General features: G+C 61.0%; 11 protein-coding genes. All 11 read right to left on the bottom strand.

The window, feature by feature from the left end; translation table 11 throughout:
* Window positions 1-858, bottom strand: an 858-nt coding sequence (locus VIH17_13525; GenBank protein HEY4684253.1) for an Asd/ArgC dimerization domain-containing protein, incomplete at its 3' end; no start/stop codon positions are given.
* Window positions 855-1,298: a hypothetical protein gene (locus VIH17_13520; protein HEY4684252.1), complete on the bottom strand. Its 444-nt coding sequence runs from the start codon at window positions 1,296-1,298 to the stop codon at window positions 855-857. The genes VIH17_13520 and VIH17_13525, both read right to left, overlap by 4 nt.
* A 150-nt stretch (window positions 1,299-1,448) precedes the next feature.
* Window positions 1,449-2,465: a hypothetical protein gene (locus VIH17_13515; protein ID HEY4684251.1), complete on the bottom strand. Its 1,017-nt coding sequence runs from the start codon at window positions 2,463-2,465 to the stop codon at window positions 1,449-1,451.
* Between the two features lie 180 nt (window positions 2,466-2,645).
* Window positions 2,646-3,674 carry a phosphate acetyltransferase gene (gene pta / locus VIH17_13510; protein HEY4684250.1) on the bottom strand — a complete coding sequence of 343 codons (1,029 nt, stop codon included), beginning with the start codon at window positions 3,672-3,674 and terminating at the stop codon, window positions 2,646-2,648.
* 399 nt (window positions 3,675-4,073) lie between these two features.
* Window positions 4,074-4,286, bottom strand: a complete 213-nt coding sequence (locus tag VIH17_13505) for a hypothetical protein (GenBank protein HEY4684249.1) — start codon at window positions 4,284-4,286, stop codon at window positions 4,074-4,076.
* Window positions 4,287-4,377: 91 nt separating this feature from the next.
* A complete protein-coding gene (locus tag VIH17_13500; GenBank protein ID HEY4684248.1) occupies window positions 4,378-5,805 on the bottom strand; it encodes a sigma-54 dependent transcriptional regulator in 1,428 nt (475 codons plus the stop codon).
* Complete coding sequence (locus VIH17_13495; protein ID HEY4684247.1) at window positions 5,798-8,653, bottom strand: ATP-binding protein; 2,856 nt, start codon at window positions 8,651-8,653, stop codon at window positions 5,798-5,800. The genes VIH17_13500 and VIH17_13495 overlap by 8 nt, the downstream gene beginning before the upstream one ends.
* A 190-nt stretch (window positions 8,654-8,843) precedes the next feature.
* Window positions 8,844-10,598, bottom strand: a complete 1,755-nt coding sequence (locus tag VIH17_13490) for a carboxypeptidase-like regulatory domain-containing protein (protein ID HEY4684246.1) — start codon at window positions 10,596-10,598, stop codon at window positions 8,844-8,846.
* Window positions 10,599-10,841: 243 nt separating this feature from the next.
* A complete protein-coding gene (locus VIH17_13485) occupies window positions 10,842-12,524 on the bottom strand; it encodes a GWxTD domain-containing protein (GenBank protein HEY4684245.1) in 1,683 nt (560 codons plus the stop codon).
* A 222-nt stretch (window positions 12,525-12,746) separates the two neighbouring features.
* Window positions 12,747-13,835: a carboxypeptidase regulatory-like domain-containing protein gene (locus VIH17_13480; GenBank protein ID HEY4684244.1), complete on the bottom strand. Its 1,089-nt coding sequence runs from the start codon at window positions 13,833-13,835 to the stop codon at window positions 12,747-12,749.
* A 180-nt stretch (window positions 13,836-14,015) separates the two neighbouring features.
* Window positions 14,016-16,327, bottom strand: a 2,312-nt coding sequence (locus VIH17_13475; GenBank protein ID HEY4684243.1) for a TonB-dependent receptor, incomplete at its 5' end; no start/stop codon positions are given.

Here is a 16,327-nt window from a genome sequence, read left to right as displayed (position 1 = left end):
TCGCCGCACCGGCAGGAGATGCGTCGTAAAAATCAGACTTTCGGCCTCGAGGCCCAACTGCTCCAGAATCTCCGGCGTGTGCCGGTGGCGGAAAAGGTTGTAGGCGCGGAAATTGCCCTCGACCTCGACAAAGTGGGTTTCGAGGCGCGGCTCTTTGCCTGCTCCGGAGACGCCCGATTTGCAGTCGCAGACGATGCCGCGGTCGAGGTCAATCCAGCCGGCGGTGCGCAAAGGAAGCAAGGCCAGCAGTACCGAGGTCGGGTAACAGCCGGGATTGGCCACGAGCTGCGCCGCAGCAATTTCCTCGGCATGCTGCTCCGGCAAGCCGTAAATGGCTCGCCCCGGGCTATTCGGGACTCGCGGGAGATAGTTGCCGTTCACGGTGAACCCGTTCCGATGAGCGATGCCGTACCAGCGCTCAAATTCCTCGGTGCTCGAAAGCCGAAACGCCGCGCTCAAGTCCACGACCCGAATGCCTTGTTCGAGGAGGGGCGGAACCAGTTTGAGAGAAACTTCGGGCGGGGTGGAAAGAAAAACCAGTCCCACCGAGCGCTCGCGCAGAAGCTCGGTGGAAAAAGGCACGCACTCGGGCAGCGCGAGGCCGCCGAGGCGGGGAAGCAGTTCAGCCAGCGGGCGGCCGGCGTTGCCGTCGCGCACCACCGGAACCACGTCGCTGATTCGGGGATGCCGCAGCAGCCGGGAAACAAGCTCCGCCCCGGCGTAGCCCGCCGGGCCAACCACCGCTACCGCGTAAGATTTGACCGTCCCGCCCCACGGAATGGCGGTTTCTCTTCGCCTCCTCCGCCTCTGTGGTAAGAATTCCTTCTCCCGAGGCTTCGGGATAGTGGACTTGCTCACTTGGCCGCCTCCCGGAGGTGCTTTTCGACGGCGAGGGCCTTTTTTCGAGACGGGGTGATGACCAGGACGGTGTCATCGCCGGCGATCGTGCCGACGACTTCGGACCACTGTTCGTTATCGAGGGCGGCAGCCAATGCGGGAGCGGCCCCAGCCGGAGTTTTCAGCACGAGCAGGTTGGCCGCCGGGCGAACCTCAAGAAGAAAATCGTGCACCGCCAGCGCGAGCCCGGCCGGCGGGGAGGTGGCTTCGGGCGTGCCGGGGAGGGGCTTATAGCCCGACGGAGTGCGCACCAGATGCAATTCTTTGAGGTCGCGCGAAAGGGTCGCCTGGGTGACGTTGATGCTGTTCCGGTGCAAGCGCCGGCGCAGCTCTCGCTGGCTGCGGATGGTCTCGTGGTGGACGAGCGATAGGATCCGGCTGTGGCGCTGCAGCTTCTCCATGCAAATTAATACAAAATCGTGCATGTTTATACGGACTGGCGGAGCGATTGTCAAGTAAAAATGCAAGGTTTGAATATTTTCCGGATTGCGGTTGACGCGGTGCGTAGGGGCGCAAGGGCTTGCGCCCTGTGGGGCGGACGCCGTCCGCCCCTACGGCTTATGAATCCACCGGGCGCCTTCTTCGTCCACGAGCAGCACCCCTACAAGAGGCTTTTCGGCCGTGGCAGGTCCCGTCGCGCTGGCACGGGAATCGGTGGAGGCTTGGAGCAAAGCGCGGCAGAAGTCAGCGGCCTGTTGCGCCGTAATCTTTTTGCCTTTGCCTGCCCTAGTACCGTACGGTACAGGGCCTGCCTTGCGGGCAGCGAGCACGAGTGCCATTGAGGGTTGGCTCCAAAGTTTTTCAAGCGCCGGGTCATGCGCTTCGAGGCGCTCAAGCAGTTCGAGCAGGTTGCCTGCCTCGGGATAACCCTCCTCGGCAAAGGCGATTCCCTCGGGCGATTTGAGCAGGTCTCGGGTGCGGGAGCGTTCGAGCCGGGTGTGATAGAAGTTTTCCGCGAGCCACTCCTGGGTGAAATCGTAGCGAGCCGTCCAGACGGCCGGCCCGTCCTCGCCCCAGCCGACCCAGAGCACCGACAGAAGCGGCGCCCCTTTCGGCACTTCCGCTTTGGAATGGTAATCCACCGCATAATCATGCAGTTTTTCAGCGATGGCTTCGGTCATCACCTCAATGTGAGTGACGGTGCTCTGACCACGATCCAATCGGGGCTGGCCCAAGGTCGGCCGCGGCTGATCGTCCGGCTTGCCGGAGTCGCCTGTGGATGGACGGGCCCGGGCAGCGCTCCCGAGCCAGGTTTGCGCCTCGATCCCCGGAGCATTTTCGTCCATCAGGTCAAACCACTCGACCGCGCCGGTGAGGATGGCCAGTGATCGGCCGCCAACCGGCACCACCACCGGGAAGCGCGCGTCCCCTCGGCCCGCCGCGGCGGGCGCGGGGTAAACTTTCTGTGCGTTGGCCGTGTCCATCGCTACGACCACGTATTTGTCGGTGGCGGCAAGCAGGATTCGGCCGTGAGCAAAGACGGGAGCCAAATAGCGGTAGGCCGATTTTTGCTGGGCGGTGACTGGGAAGGGTGCGGCAAGCACGGCAAATATGACGAACGCGGCCAATAAACTACCAGGGCGAGGGACAAAAACATGACCCTCACCACAGAGGCACAGAGGGCGCTGAGAACGAGAGGGAGGCAGAGGAAGCAAAGGATGTAGAGGATGCAGAGGATGGGGAGAGGTTTCAACGGAGCTGCTGAGGCGATGGACAAGAATGTGGAGAAACCGGGTCACGGGGGTAACCTAGGGAATTTTTCCTTCACGCTGTTTTTGAGCGATGGCCTGGATGGCGGTGATGGCGATGACGTTGACGATGTCGGCGACCGAGCAGCCGCGAGAAAGATCGTTGGCGGGCCTCGCCAGGCCCTGGAGAATGGGCCCGAGCGCCGTTGCTCCGGCCAGCCGCTCCACCAGCTTGTAGGCGATATTTCCGGAATTGAGGTCAGGGAAGATGAGCGTGTTGGCCCGGCCGGCCACGGGGCTGCCCGGCGTTTTGCTGGAAGCGATTTCGGGCACCAGCGCCGCGTCGGCTTGCAGCTCACCGTCCAGGCACAGGTCGGGCGCGCGTTGCTTCAAGATCTTTACTGCCTCCACGACGTGGGCCAGCCCGGGTGCGTCCGGGGCGGCGCTGCCTTTGGTGGAAAAGGAAAGCAAGGCCAGGCGCGGCTCGACTTCGAGAAAGGCGCGGGTATGGGCGGCGGTGGCGATGGCGATTTCAGCGAGCTCGCTGGCTGAAGGCCGTGGGACGACGCCGCAATCGGCAAAAAGCAACGCGCCCTCGGCGCCGTAGATGGGCCTGGGCAAGATCATCAGGAAAAAACTGGAGACGAGCGAGCATCCCGGCGCCAGGCCGATGGAGTGCAGCGCTGCGCGCACCGTTTCCGCGGTGGTGTTGGTGGCGCCGCCCACCGAGCCGTCGGCAGCGCCCTCGGCCACCATGAGGTCGGCAAAATAGAGGGCGCGCGTGGCGGTGGCGCGAGCCTCCTCCTCGGTGATTCCCTTGGCCCGGCGGCGCTCGAAATAGAGCCGGGCGTAGCGCTCGCGGTCGGGCGACGCGGCCGGATCGACAATGGAAATGCCCGGGAGCTGGGCGCCCAGCGTATCCGCCCGGGCGCGAATGACGTCGGGCTTGCCCAGCAGGGTGAGCCGGGCAAAACCATCGCGGGCAACTTCCGCTGCCGCCCGAAGGGTGCGCGGCTCTTCGCCCTCGGGCAGCACAATGTGCTGCCTATAGGCTCGTGCACGATTCTTGAGAGTTTCGAGCAGGTGCATGCCGCCCCGGAGAGTAGCACACCGCCAAGGTGCGTAAAAGCTGGGGCATTAGGAATGAGGCAAAGGAAGCAAAGGAGGTAGAGGATGCAGAGGAAAAAGAGGAGTCACACGCCGCCGAGGCGCAGCGCTTTGGCTCGACAGGAGGGCCATGAAACTACTTGCTGAAAAGTTCCTCAACGAGCTTTGCGCGATCCATTTCCAGGTAGGAGGCTATGTCAGTTAGGAGGGCATTCAAGGTTCCGACTCTAAGTTGTTTGTGTGCGGGGATGGTGAGGTGATGCTCGCTTCCCTTAAGAGAGGAGGTTAGGCGCAAGTGACTGCCCGTTTGCCGCGTGATCTGATAACCGTAACGGCGGAGAAGAGAAGCTAGTTCGTGCCCGCCGGTGTCTCGGGGGAGCTTCAAGCCGGAATGACCTCATCTTTGACTAGGTGGAGACGAATCACACTCGGCTTGGTCTCCGGCTCGAAGTGGCAGCGCACCGCATCCCGAATCATGGTTTTCAGCTCTTCGAGAGTGTCCGCCTGTGTGTAGATGGAGTATCCGAGCGCACGTGCCTCGTAACCCCCCTCGGGCGACTCGGCGACCGCAAAGATGATTTCACTGTCGGCCATTCCCGGCCTCCTGTGCGCGATTATAACTCTTTCACTCGAATCTTGCCGGTCATAACCTGGTAGGGGCGCAAGGCCTTGCGCCCCTACGATGTCAGGAATGGGAAGAGGGGTGGCGCGGAGCGGCCGCTTCGCGCTTGCGGCGCACATCAATGCTCAACCGCTTGATCTTTTGATTCAGGGTGGAAAGCGGGACCTGGAAGCGCTCGGCCGCCTCCGTCTGATTCCAATTGGTGCGCTCGAGCATGTCCAGGATGACGCGCCGCTCGCACTCTTCTATGATGTCAAAGAGCGAAGGGTTGGCTTTCTCGCGGACAAGGGAAAGGAGTCGAGCCGCCGAAGCGCCATTGGCGGAGAGAAAATCGGGGAGCAACTCGGCGCCCATTTCGCTGCCGGGCGAGAGGACGATGGCCCGCTCGACCACATTTTCGACTTCGCGCACGTTGCCCGGCCAGTCGTAGTCGAGCAGGAGCCGCATCGCTTGCGGGGTGAACTGCCGGAGGGGCTTGCCGTTTTCTTGGCAATATTTGCGGGTGAAAAACTCGACCAGCAACGGGATGTCCTCTTTGCGCTCGCGAAGGGGCGGGAGATGGATGGTGATGACGTTGAAGCGATAGTAGAGATCCTCGCGGAAACGGCCATCGGCCACCAGCTTGCGCAAATCGACGTTGGTGGCGGCCAGGATGCGCACATCCACCTTGACGGTTTCGGTGCCGCCCAGCCGCATGAACTCGCGTTCCTGCATGACGCGGAGGAGTTTGGCCTGGGTCTCGATGCCGATGGTGCCGATTTCGTCGAAGAAGATGGTGCCCTGGTCGGCGGCCTCGAAAAGGCCCTTCTTGGAAGCCACCGCGCTGGTGAAGGCGCCCTTGACGTGGCCAAAGAGCGTCGATTCGAGCAAATCCACCGGCATGGCGCCGGTGTTGACGGGCACAAACGTTTTGTCCGCCCGCGGGCTGGCGGCGTGGATGGCCTTGGCGATCAACTCCTTCCCGGTCCCGCTCTCGCCGGCGATGAGCACGGTCGAGCGCGAGGGCGCTACCAGACTGACCAGGTCCAGGACGCGAAGCATCGGATCCGATTTTCCGACGATATTGGGGAAGTTGTAACGTTGCTTCAAAGCGCGCTTGAGCTGGAGGTTCTCTTCGCGCAGCCGGCGCTGCTGCATGGCCTGGGCGACCTGGGCCAGCAGTTCATCGTTGTTCCAGGGCTTGCTGATGTAGTCCTGGGCGCCGCTCTTGAAGGCGGCTCGGGCCATGTCGATCGAACCATAGGCGGTGATGAGAATGATGGGCAGGTCGGGATCGCGGCGGTGGAGGTCGTTCAGGAATTGGAGACCGTCCTTGCCCGGCAGGTTGACGTCGAGCAGAACCAGGTCAAACGGGCGCTCCTCGATATATTTGAGAGCCGTCTCCGCGTCCGGGGCGGCGCTGACCTCAAATCCCTCCGCGCCGAGGAGCAACTCGAGCCCCTCGCGGATTTCCGCTTCATCGTCAATGACCAGAACGTTTCCCCTAGACACGGGCTGCTTTCGCTTTCCTCGATACCGGGAACTCCAGGCGGAAGGCTGTGCCGCGACCCGGTGTGCTGGAGACATCAATCTTGCCGCAGTGTTCGCGGACAATGCCGTAGCTTACCGCCAGCCCGAGCCCGGTGCCGCGGAAGTTGGACTTGGTGGTAAAGAACGGATCGAAAATCTTGTGCAGGTGTTCCCGCCGGATGCCGACGCCGCTATCGTTGACCTCGATTTCGACGACCGAATCGCGGGTCATGGTCCGAACCTCGAGCACGCCGCCATTGGGCATGGCATCTTTGGCGTTCAAGAAAAGGTTCAAAAAGACCTGCTGGAGCTTGCCGTTGTTGCCGTGGATGGCCGGCAGTTCCGGTTCCAAATACTTGAGCACGCTGACGCGGCCGGTCTTGAGCTGGTGATCGAGCAGCAGGAGGGTATCTTCGATCACCCGGTTGAGGTTGACTTCGGCGAGCTGCGTGCCCGAGGTGCGGGAGAAGCTGAGCAGGTTATTGACGATCTCCGAAGCGCGGAAGGTCTGCTGGACGATCTTTTCAATCAGCTTCAGCCGCGGGTCGTTGCGATCCATCTGCTTGGCCAGCATCTGGACGTAGTTGGAAATCACCGCCAGCGGGGTATTGACCTCGTGGGCCACGCCCGCAGCCAACAAGCCGATGGAGGTCAACTTTTCCGCCTGCATCAACTGCTGCTCGAAGCGGACGCGCTGGCTGATGTCATCCAGGATGATCAGGCGGCCTTCCACCTGGCCGGACTTGTCGAGCAGCGGCGCCTGGCCGATGTTGACCACCAGTTGCTCGTGGCGGCGGTTCTCCAGGTAAAATTTGTAGAGGGTGGTGGAGCGGCCAGCATGGTCGGGGCCTCGGCCGGGAGGCTCGCCCTGGACGATGGCCAGCTCCTCCACCAGGTCAGCGGGGAAAATTTCTTCAAGCCGACGGCCCACGGCCTCCGACCGCGTCAGCCCGTAGAGCTGTTCCATCCGGGGATTCCAGGATTCGATCCGGCCTTCCAGGTTGACGGCCAGCAGGCCGACGTGGACCGATTCGATGATGTTTTCGCTGAAATCCTTGAGCTGCTCGATCTGCCTGGCCTTTTGTTCGAGCGACTGATAAAGCTCGGCATTCTCGACGGCGATGGCGACATAGCCGGCGATGGTTTGAAGCAGCTCGACGTCCTCAGTGGAAAGAAAATCTCCGTCCACTGTTTTGCCCAGACCGAGGAAGGCCACGGTGCGCCTCTGCATGCGGCACGGGATGTAATAGTGCAAATCGAGCTGGTCGAGGGAACGGCGGGCCCCGGGCGACAAGTCCTCCTCATTGCGAAGGGTTTCATAAAACAGGTAGCCGCGGTCCGCCCCGCCGTTGGTGCGGAGGAAGGCCAGGTCGAGCGGCTCGCGGTCATTCAACCCCAACGAGCGGATGAGCCGAAAGCCCACGCCGTCCTCCCTGTCAGGCAGGAAGATGGCCATGCGGTCAACGAGCAGGGTTTGGCTCAAGCGGTCGAGCACCGAGGCGAGCATGCGTTCGAGGTTCACCTCGCTCGAAAGGGTGCGGCCGAACTCGATCAAGGTGCGGCGATAGTCATAGCGGTCGCGGTAGAAGAAGCGGTCAATGCGGGCCTGAAACCAGTCGCGCACCGGCTGAAAAAGGATGGCGCCGATGATGATCGCGATGATAGCGCTCCACGGGCCGCCCTGGACGCTGGTTTGAAAGAGCGCCCCGAGGCCGGCGATGAGGCCGAAATAGAGGCCCACGATGGCTGCCGTCGCCAGGGTGTAGGCCACGCCGCGCTTGAAGATGATGTCCACGTCCATGAGGCGGTAGCGCACGATGGCGTAGCCGAAAGTAAGCGGCAGGAAAATCAGTGACAGCGCCGAAAACTTCATCCATGGCCGAATCGGCCAGCCCATGAAATAGGGAACGATGTAGCAGACCAGGAAAGGCACGATCGAGAGGAAGGTGCCGCGGGTCATCCACTTCATCTGTTGCTTCAGGACGACCGATGCGGCGCGACGGTAGCTCTGGGCCATGACGGCGGCGCCGATCAGGAAGAGCAGGCCAAGGTAGATAAACTCCATCCGGTCGAGCAGGTCGCGAGCGGCGACGGATGGCATCAACCAGCCGAGCCACTGGGTGGCGACCGCCAGGTGAAGCAGCCAGAGCAAAAGCGCGGGCAGATAGACCAGGCTCAGCCGCAAGCGCTTGAGCCAGCTCCGACGCCGCTCCGGAAACGTCAGCGCGAAATGGAGGAACACGGCCGGCTGCAGAAGCATGGCGGTGACGTTGCCCCAGTAAACGATCCAGTCAAAGGTGTTGAGCTTGCGCGAGTAGTGGAAGGAATAAAAGACGAAGGAGATCAGGCAGAAAATATAAAAGTGCACCGCCTTGGGGGCATTCCAGCGGCGCGCAAAGATGAAAAGGCCGATAAAGAGATAGAGCAGGCCGACGATGCGAAGATAGTGTTCGAGCGAAAAGCGGGTGTCGGGCGGGGTCAGCAGGACGCCGGCCTCAAAGGAGACATCGCGGCGGACCATCGCGTACCGGGCTTGTGCCCAGCTCCCGATGCGGAAAATATGGCGGGTGAGTTGGGTCGCGCGGCGGACAGGGAAAGCATTGATCGCCACCACCCGGTCGCCTGGCCGGATGCCGGCGCGGTCGGCGGGGCCGTTGGGCATGACCACGGCGGCAGTAACCCCGTTGGCCGAGTCCTGCCAGGCAACACCATCGTCCGGCGCCTGGTATTGGTAGCGCTGGACAAAGTTCAGCCCGCCGAAGATCATGGCTCCCAGCGTCAATAAGGCCAGGACGATGGCCGTCAAGCGCATTCGCGGGCTGTCCGTCATGGGGAAGCCTTTTCCCAGGGCCGAGCCGAAGCTAAAAAGCAAGTTAAGCAAGCCACGTGCCAGCCCTTCATCTTTCTGTATCCCCTAATTCCTTATTTGCCAACAGCCTAGAAACCTCTCCCCCTTCTCTCCCGCCGAAATCCGCAAATCGGTAAGAATTCTACAGATTTCTGTAAGAGGCGCGGAACCCCTAGAATTGGAAGCTGACGCTGCCGCGGAAGGTCCGAAACGCCGGAATCAAATAGATCACCCGACCATCGGAGGAGCGAATCGGGACATAGCCTTGGGCCAGCAGGTTCCGGAAATCCGCTCTGGCTTCAACCCGTCCCGCCGGAAAGACAAAGAAACCCGGCAAAGGCTGGCGGACTTCGAGGTTGAGATGAGAATCGGCGAGGGTGAACGACTCGTTGAAAACATCTGGAGGCGCCACCACGTCGCCTGAGATCCAGCGATAGCTCGCCACGACGCGCGTGCCGTATTGCGGCAGGCGGGTGACCACCCGGGCCATCAGCGATTGCTGGTAGCGCGAGTGAAGGAGATCGCGCAGCTCGGCGATGTCCGAGAGGGCGCGTGAGTGAGCCGTCAGCGCCCCAGCCAACCCATAGCCGAAAGAAGCCTCCCATTGGTCAGAGAATTTCCGGCTGTAGCCAACGCGGAAGCCGTTGGTGCGGACCCCGCCGCCATCGTAGGCAAAGCCGCCAGCCGCCAAGTCAGAAAGAAAGTTTGCCGGGTCGAGCGCCAGGCCGGCATCGCCTCGGCCACGCACCGAGGTATGATGCAATTGCTCGTAAAACGCGGCCGCTTGGAAGAGCGCGTTGGGACCCAAGCGTTGTTCATACCCGACCTCTTCGTATAAGCCGGTCTGGAAAATGGGCCGGCCATCGCGCAACATCATCGCCGGAAACTGATCCAGTTCGTTCAAGGCAGCGCGCAAAAGCGAATCGGGGGATGGAAGACCGCCGGGTTGAGTGGCGACGCGCAGGGTCAGGCGAGTGTTGGCGTTGACTTCATAAACGAGCGAGGCAGCCGGCAAGATCGCCTGCCGACGGCCGCCGAGCCCGACGGCCTGATATTCGACCTCGTAGCGCAACAAGAAGCTTCCGCCCAGCGGGATCTGACTGCCGTAACGGGTGCGGACGGCGCGGAAGTAAGGGACAGCGCCGGGGACATTGGAGCGCATGCCGCCAGGCATAAACGACTGCCGCAGGCTGAAGGAAGCATGCGAACCTTCTTCGAAGGAGCCGTTGGGCAACCATAGGGTAGAGAAAGCCGCCGCCAAGCCACGTTGGTAGCCAAAATCACCGGCAAATAGCAGCTTGGCGGTGCCGGCGAGATTGTGCTCATAGGCAAAGCCACTCCCGAAGGTGCCCAGGCTATGGTTTAACGAACCGCGCCGGCCTGTGCCGGAGCTGAGTTCGGCCATCATGCGGTCCTTCACGCGCCGCCCCGACTCGCCGCTACGCTTTCCCGCCTCTTGCACCTGGGGTTCTTCGCGTCCCACCATCCGCAAGACCGGCCGGCTGATGGGCGAGGTGCGCACCACCCACTTCCATTCGTCGGGGTCCACGTCGGCTTGCGCGGGCCGATGCAGAGCGCTGAGCGACGTGAGAATCGAGTCAAGACGAACCGTGAGGAAGCCGGGCCTTTTCAGGTCCACGGCTACGCGGCTCTTCACCGCCGGCAAGTAGCTGGCCAGGGTCACCCGGACGGAATAAAGCCCGGGCAGGAGGCGGTTGGCGGAGAAGATGCCGCGATCGTTGGTGAAGAGCTTGACGGGAGCGCCGCCCAGGCCGTGTTCGGAGATCACCCACACGGTGGCGCCCATCTGTGGGGTGCCGTTTTCATCCACCACTATGCCAGAGAGCTTTCCCCATGTTGGCGCGCGGCTCGCGCCGATGAGATCCGGGGCAGTGGCCGCCAGCAAGAGGCCGAGAAGGACAAGCATCTCCACCCCGAGCAAAGCCGGGACTCGGCGCGGCCCTGAACCGTACGGTTCAGGGCGCGGCGACCGCCCATAAAAGCGCGCTTTCCCTTCAGGGTGAACCCTTCGGTTCTGCTTGCTTCGGCTCCGCTCAGGACAGCCAGGGCAAGCCTTCAAGGTGAATCCTCGCATACTCTTCCTCCTCTTCTGGCTACGAGGATGTCATTGTAAATCGCGCCGAACAAATCCTAGCGTGAAAGTCAAGTTTTACTTCTTCACCACGGTGAAATCCGCGGTGGGAGTGATCGCTCGCTTCGCAAGATTGTCGGTGACTTTAATCTCCAGCTTATAGTGCCCGGGAGCAAATTGCTCGAGCGGCAAAAGTTTTTCGAGCGTCACTTGAGAGGACGCTCGCTCCATCTGCTCTGTTTTTTCGATGTACTGGAATACTTCCTTGTCGCCCTGCCAGACGCGATATTCGACCGTCGCGGAGGGCTTGTGCGACGTTTCGTCCACGCCCAGATTGTACACCTGCATGTAGATGCCCAGCCGCTCGGAAGGCTCAAACTGCTCCCCCACCGATGGCCGTACCTTGGTGCCGCCGATGACAAACGGCCCGGTGCCGACCATGCGCAGGGGAACCTTCTCGATGAGGTCGGCAAGGATCAAGCTGGAAGCGCTCAGCTTCTCTTCCTCGAACCGCGGCACCGCCAGCCGCGTGTTCAACGTACCCACGTTGCCGCTGTTCAGGTCTTTCAACACCAGGTCCAGCCGGTAAAGTCCCGGCCGCAGCAAGACGGTCTTCTGATACATGGAACGTTGGCGGATGGCCTGGCGGTAGAGCGACTCCGGCACGTGCTGGGCGATGACGTCCTCAAACGTCTGGACGACGCGGCCGCCCACGCTCGTCACGCGCCCGAACACGTTCACCGTCGCGCTGTAAAGCCCTTCCTTCTGCTGGAAGGTCATCTTGTCATTTTCAATCCGGATGGTCAGCGGCACCATCACGGTGTCTTCGGTGATGCGGATGAAATCCTGGCGCAGATCAAAGGGCAGCAGGTTATAGCTGATGCGGGTGGTGACGATCGCTTCCAGGTCCTTGAACTTGACTTGGGGCGGGCGCTGAATCTTGGCGTAAAGCTCCAACCGCTCGAACTGGCCCATGCGCACGGGCGTGCCGCCGAGCGCCTTGCCGAGGCGGGTGCCGTCGGAGCGGGTGAAACGGTCGGTTTTGGAGGCCATGCCCATGGCCTCAAGCTGGGTCAGTCCGGCGCCGGGCACCATGAGGAGGGCGTCTTTCTCCGACGGATCCATGGTCAGGCGGTACTCGCCCGACATGGAGGGGTCCACGAATTCCAGGATGACGTCGTTGCCGATGCCCTCGAGATAGCGGTAGCGCCACTTTTCAAAGGGGTAGGTTGAGGTCGAGCCGCCGCCCTCCTCGGGTGGCCGGTCGTAAGAGCCGCCCGAGGGGTGAGACTCAATTTCGTCCGCCGGACCCCAGATAATGTAGATCTTCCCGCGGTCGGCCTTCCAGCCGGGAATACCGGAAGCAAAGCGCTCGTTGGCGTAGGCGATGCGGCGGTAGTGCTCTTCCTTGAATTCGTTTTCTGGGGTGTCCGGGGTGGGGTCGCGGCGGAGCCAGAACTGTTCGATGAACTGCTCTCGTTCCTCTTCCGTTTCGAGCGCCAGAAAAGCTTTCCGCTCTTCATCGGCGATGACGTAGGACACGTCCTCGTTGAGCCACTTCTTATAGACCGATTCGAGCTCTTTCTTCAGCCGCTTCTCGCGCTCTTTCCTTTCTTTTTCTGAGAGCTGTCGCTCGGGCAGGCTGCTCTTGTCTTCTTGCTGCGGCGCAGGCGAGGCGATGATGGCGGAACTGCACCAAAATAGGGCAATCAGGAAAGAGGGAACGAGGATTCCCCCTTCACGGTGAACCCGTCGCTGCATGACCCACCTCGTGGCAATCGGAAATTGTAGTCCCCCCGCGAGGGGAGGTCAACCGTAGAATCCTCCCAGGGTCACAAACATATACTTATTCAGAAGGCGGCACTCGGCGAGGGGTTGTCCGGGCCTTCTTCGTGGAACTACTTGATCGCCCCTGGCTTGCGCAATTGACTGAGCACCTGCTTCACGGATGCGCCTGCGCAAACTCCTGACCGTCTGCTGTTCTCAAGGTTTCGTCACCTGCTCCAGAGCGGGCTCCTTTTGAAGATGCCTCTTTAAGAGATCACGTTTCTGGCGCACCTGCTGAGCGAAGGAATTTTGGGGGAAGAGTCGGAGAAAATTCTCCATTGCAGTGAGAGTCTCGTTGTGCTTGTTCTGGAGAGCCAAGACATTGATGAGGAGCAAATGGAGGCGAGGCAAGTCTTCGTGCAAGTTCCTTGCCTGGCGAAGACTTTCCTCGGCCTTGGCCCAGTCCTCAGCGGCTCGGTACGTTTCTCCGAGTTCATAGTGAACACGCCAGTCGTCCGGCTTCAGCAAGCGAGCACGCAGAAGAAGCTTTTCGGCGTCGCCATGACGCTGCTGAGCATTGTAAAGGGCACCGAGTCCCATGCACGCGTCCGGCAGATTTTCATCGATCTTCAAGGCGTTCTCAAACGCCGTCGCCGCCTCATTCGTTTCTCCCATGCCAAGATGAGCGGCCCCGAGCGCGCTAAAGGCTGTTGCATATTGTGGATAAAGCTGGATGGCGGCTTCGAAATACCGGATGCTCTTCCTTTTCTCTCTTTTCCGCAATTCTCTGACGCCCTGGCTATAGGCCTTTTGTGCCTCGCGTGGAATCTTCAGCGCCCAGACAGGCACCATGCGTCCTGAGGGAGCATTTTGCGCGCGCTGGCTATTTGACAAAACAATCCGCAGGCCTCGGAGAGGACCTGCGGACATGTCGACCCGCTCACTCTGCTCGGCGTACCCTGTATGGGAGAACGTGAGCACGTATGTGCCCGGAGCAACGTCGTAGAATACAAATATCCCTTCGTCGTCCGTAACAGATGTCGCTAGCCCTGCCCCCTTGAAATCCGTCAAGGTTACTCGGACCTGGCGTAGGGGTGAACGGTCATGCTGGGCCACCACTTGGCCTTCGATGGAGTAGAGGGTTTCCCCACCTGGCGCTCGCCTTACTGGGGGCTTCTGGGGAATGATCTGAGCGAAGGCGCTAAGGAAGCTTCCCAGGAGCACGACCGCAGCTAGGGGACGTCTATGAAACGCATTTACGCCAAGAAAGCAGGGACCGGAACCTACAGAGCTTCGGGAAAGCATTCCTGCTTCTCCCTCCCGCAGCCTTGAAAAGCTTTTTAGGGCGATTGTAAACGCTAGGAGCGCTCTGCGCAAGGGAGCGCTGGTCGGGGCCAGGCGCTTCTTTGAAACTGGTGACACCTTGGAAAAAAGAAAGGGCGAAACCTACCTAGGCCCCGCCCTTTGAGAAGCAACCTTGCCTGACTAGAAGAGCACCTTCAGGCTAAACTGGATTATGCGCTGGAACGGCGCTTGGCCCAATCCGCCGCTGAAGATGGTCTCGTTCAAGAACTGCGCACCCGTTCCCGGCGTTACGAAGTTCGGGAAGCCCCGCGCATTGGCGGTAGTTCCGAAAACCGAACCATTGCCAATGGCGAATGACGGGTGGTTGAAGGCATTGACGAAGTCCGCCTGGAACCGAATCAGGCGGCCCTCCCCCCAGAACGGGGTTTGCTTAGCGATGCTGATGTTCCAGTTGTTGATCCCAGGCGAGACCAAAGTGTTGCGACCCGCTTGCACCAACGAACCCGAAGCGAACGACCCAGTACCCGGTCGGACGAAACTGGCACTCGAGTTGGTGGCCACGTAGCCAACGGTGTTTGCAGCGCCACCGCAGGCCCCCACGCTGACCACGCCACCGATGAAACAAACGGTGGTCACGTCAGTACCCGTCCGGCCTGACCCGGCAGGGTTGATGAAGGCCCGGTCGCCCGCTGTGTCGAAGTCGCCGTTGGTGTCGCGCCGGGAAAGAAGGGTCAGAGGCTGGCCCGACTCGGCGATGTACGTGCCGCTGATGTTCCAGCCGCCAGTCAACTTTTTCAGAACTGCCGTGTCGCCCTTGTAGCCGGGGACATCCCAGCTCCAGGAAATCACGAACTTGTGTGAGTGATCGAGCCCGGAGCGGCCCTTGGCCTCGTTGATATCGATCATATCCCACGGGCGCCGCGGGTTCATGAAGCTGGTGAAAAGCTCGTTTTCGAGCAGATCGATGAGCTTGCTCCAGGTGTAGCTTGTGTTGAGGAACAGGCCATGCGGCAGATTGCCCTTCACGGCGATCGACGCTCCGTGGTAGGTGGAGCGGCCGTCGGGCGTGAACTGGGTCAGCACGCCACCGAAACCGAACGGAGTTAGCATGAGGTCGCGGTTGTCGAGGAAGTCGGCGAGCGTGGGCTGACCCGTGAAGCTGCTGGGGATTTCGCTCTGGCTGCCGAAGGTCGGGATGCGGAATGGGTTAGGGATACGCGTGTTGAGCCAACGCTGGATGGGGAGATGAACCCCGCGAGTACCCACATAGCGCGTCTCAACAAGCAACCTATTCCAAAGGTCGCGCTGAATCGACAGCGACCAGGTATAGGTCTCGGGGGCTATCTCGTTTGGCACAAAGTTCCCGGTCAGGGCCCGCGCCACGAACTTGTCAATCAGGGCGTCGCCGGGGAGGACGGGAAGCAGGGCTCCGCCCTCGATGAACCCGATCCCGTTGAACCTGACTCCTGGGCTCGTCGCTGGGTCCCCTCCGGTCACCCCAGCGCACCAAGCCGGCGCCGGGCTAACCGAGCAGGCGTTTGTTTCGCGGTTTTCAGCCTGGGCCTGCGGCGGCAACTGCAAAAGCGGCAAGTTACCAAAAGTAATGTCTTGCGCTACGGCAAAGCCGGCGCGCAGGGATGTCTTACCATTGCCAAACATATCCCAAGCCAAACCGATGCGGGGCGCGAAGTTGTTGTTATCGGCCTTCGGGGTCTTGAAGAGGCGCTGGTTGCCCACGTGAGCAAGCAGGGCCTGCTGGTGGCGCGCAGGCAGAGAATCAAAGATGCGCGTGCCCAGGACGGGCAGCACAGTCCCGAAAGGTGTGATGCAGAAATCGCCCTCGAAGGAAGTGTCCGGATCGTCACAGAACGCAATCAATTCGGGCGTCCAAACCTCGTCTCGGAGCGACACGATATTGGCGATGCCGTTCAGGTCCTGCAATCGTTGATCCCGGGCGATTTGCGTGAACTCGTAACGGATCCCCGCCTCCAGGGTGACACGCGGATGGATTTTCCAGGTATCCTGAAGGAACCCGTAAAAAGCCGCCCGGTTCTGGGCAAACCGCGAAAGGCCGACGCCGCGAATCGAAACGGAGCTTGGGAAAAAGTCGCGAACGAAGGCGTCAAGGTCCGAGAGTTGCTGCCCTGACTGCAACGTCGTTTGGACCCACTCATATTCCCCTCGGGCGCGGGGCAGGAAGTCGCTCGGGGCGATAATCTTCCGGAACTCGACACCGGTCTTGACAATGTGAGCACCGTGCACCCAACTGAGGTTGTTGGTCGCCTGGTAAATGTTGTTGAAGCTACCCTGCGGCAGGTTGCCTTGGGGTCCAATAAAAAGATTTGTAGCCGGCATATTGTAGTTGGCAAAAATGTCGGTGTTCCCAGGTCCTGGGGGCAAGTTGGAGAGGAAGAACCCGTCATTCTCCCGCAAGTAGGCAACACGGAACTCATTGACCACTTTCGGGTTAATGGTGAACACGTCGCTAAAGG

The organism is Candidatus Acidiferrales bacterium (genome assembly GCA_036514995.1).
GTDB lineage: Bacteria > Acidobacteriota > Terriglobia > Acidiferrales > DATBWB01 > DATBWB01.
Note: the sequence above shows the minus strand (reverse complement) of the source record. Positions and strands in the feature narration are given on the sequence as shown.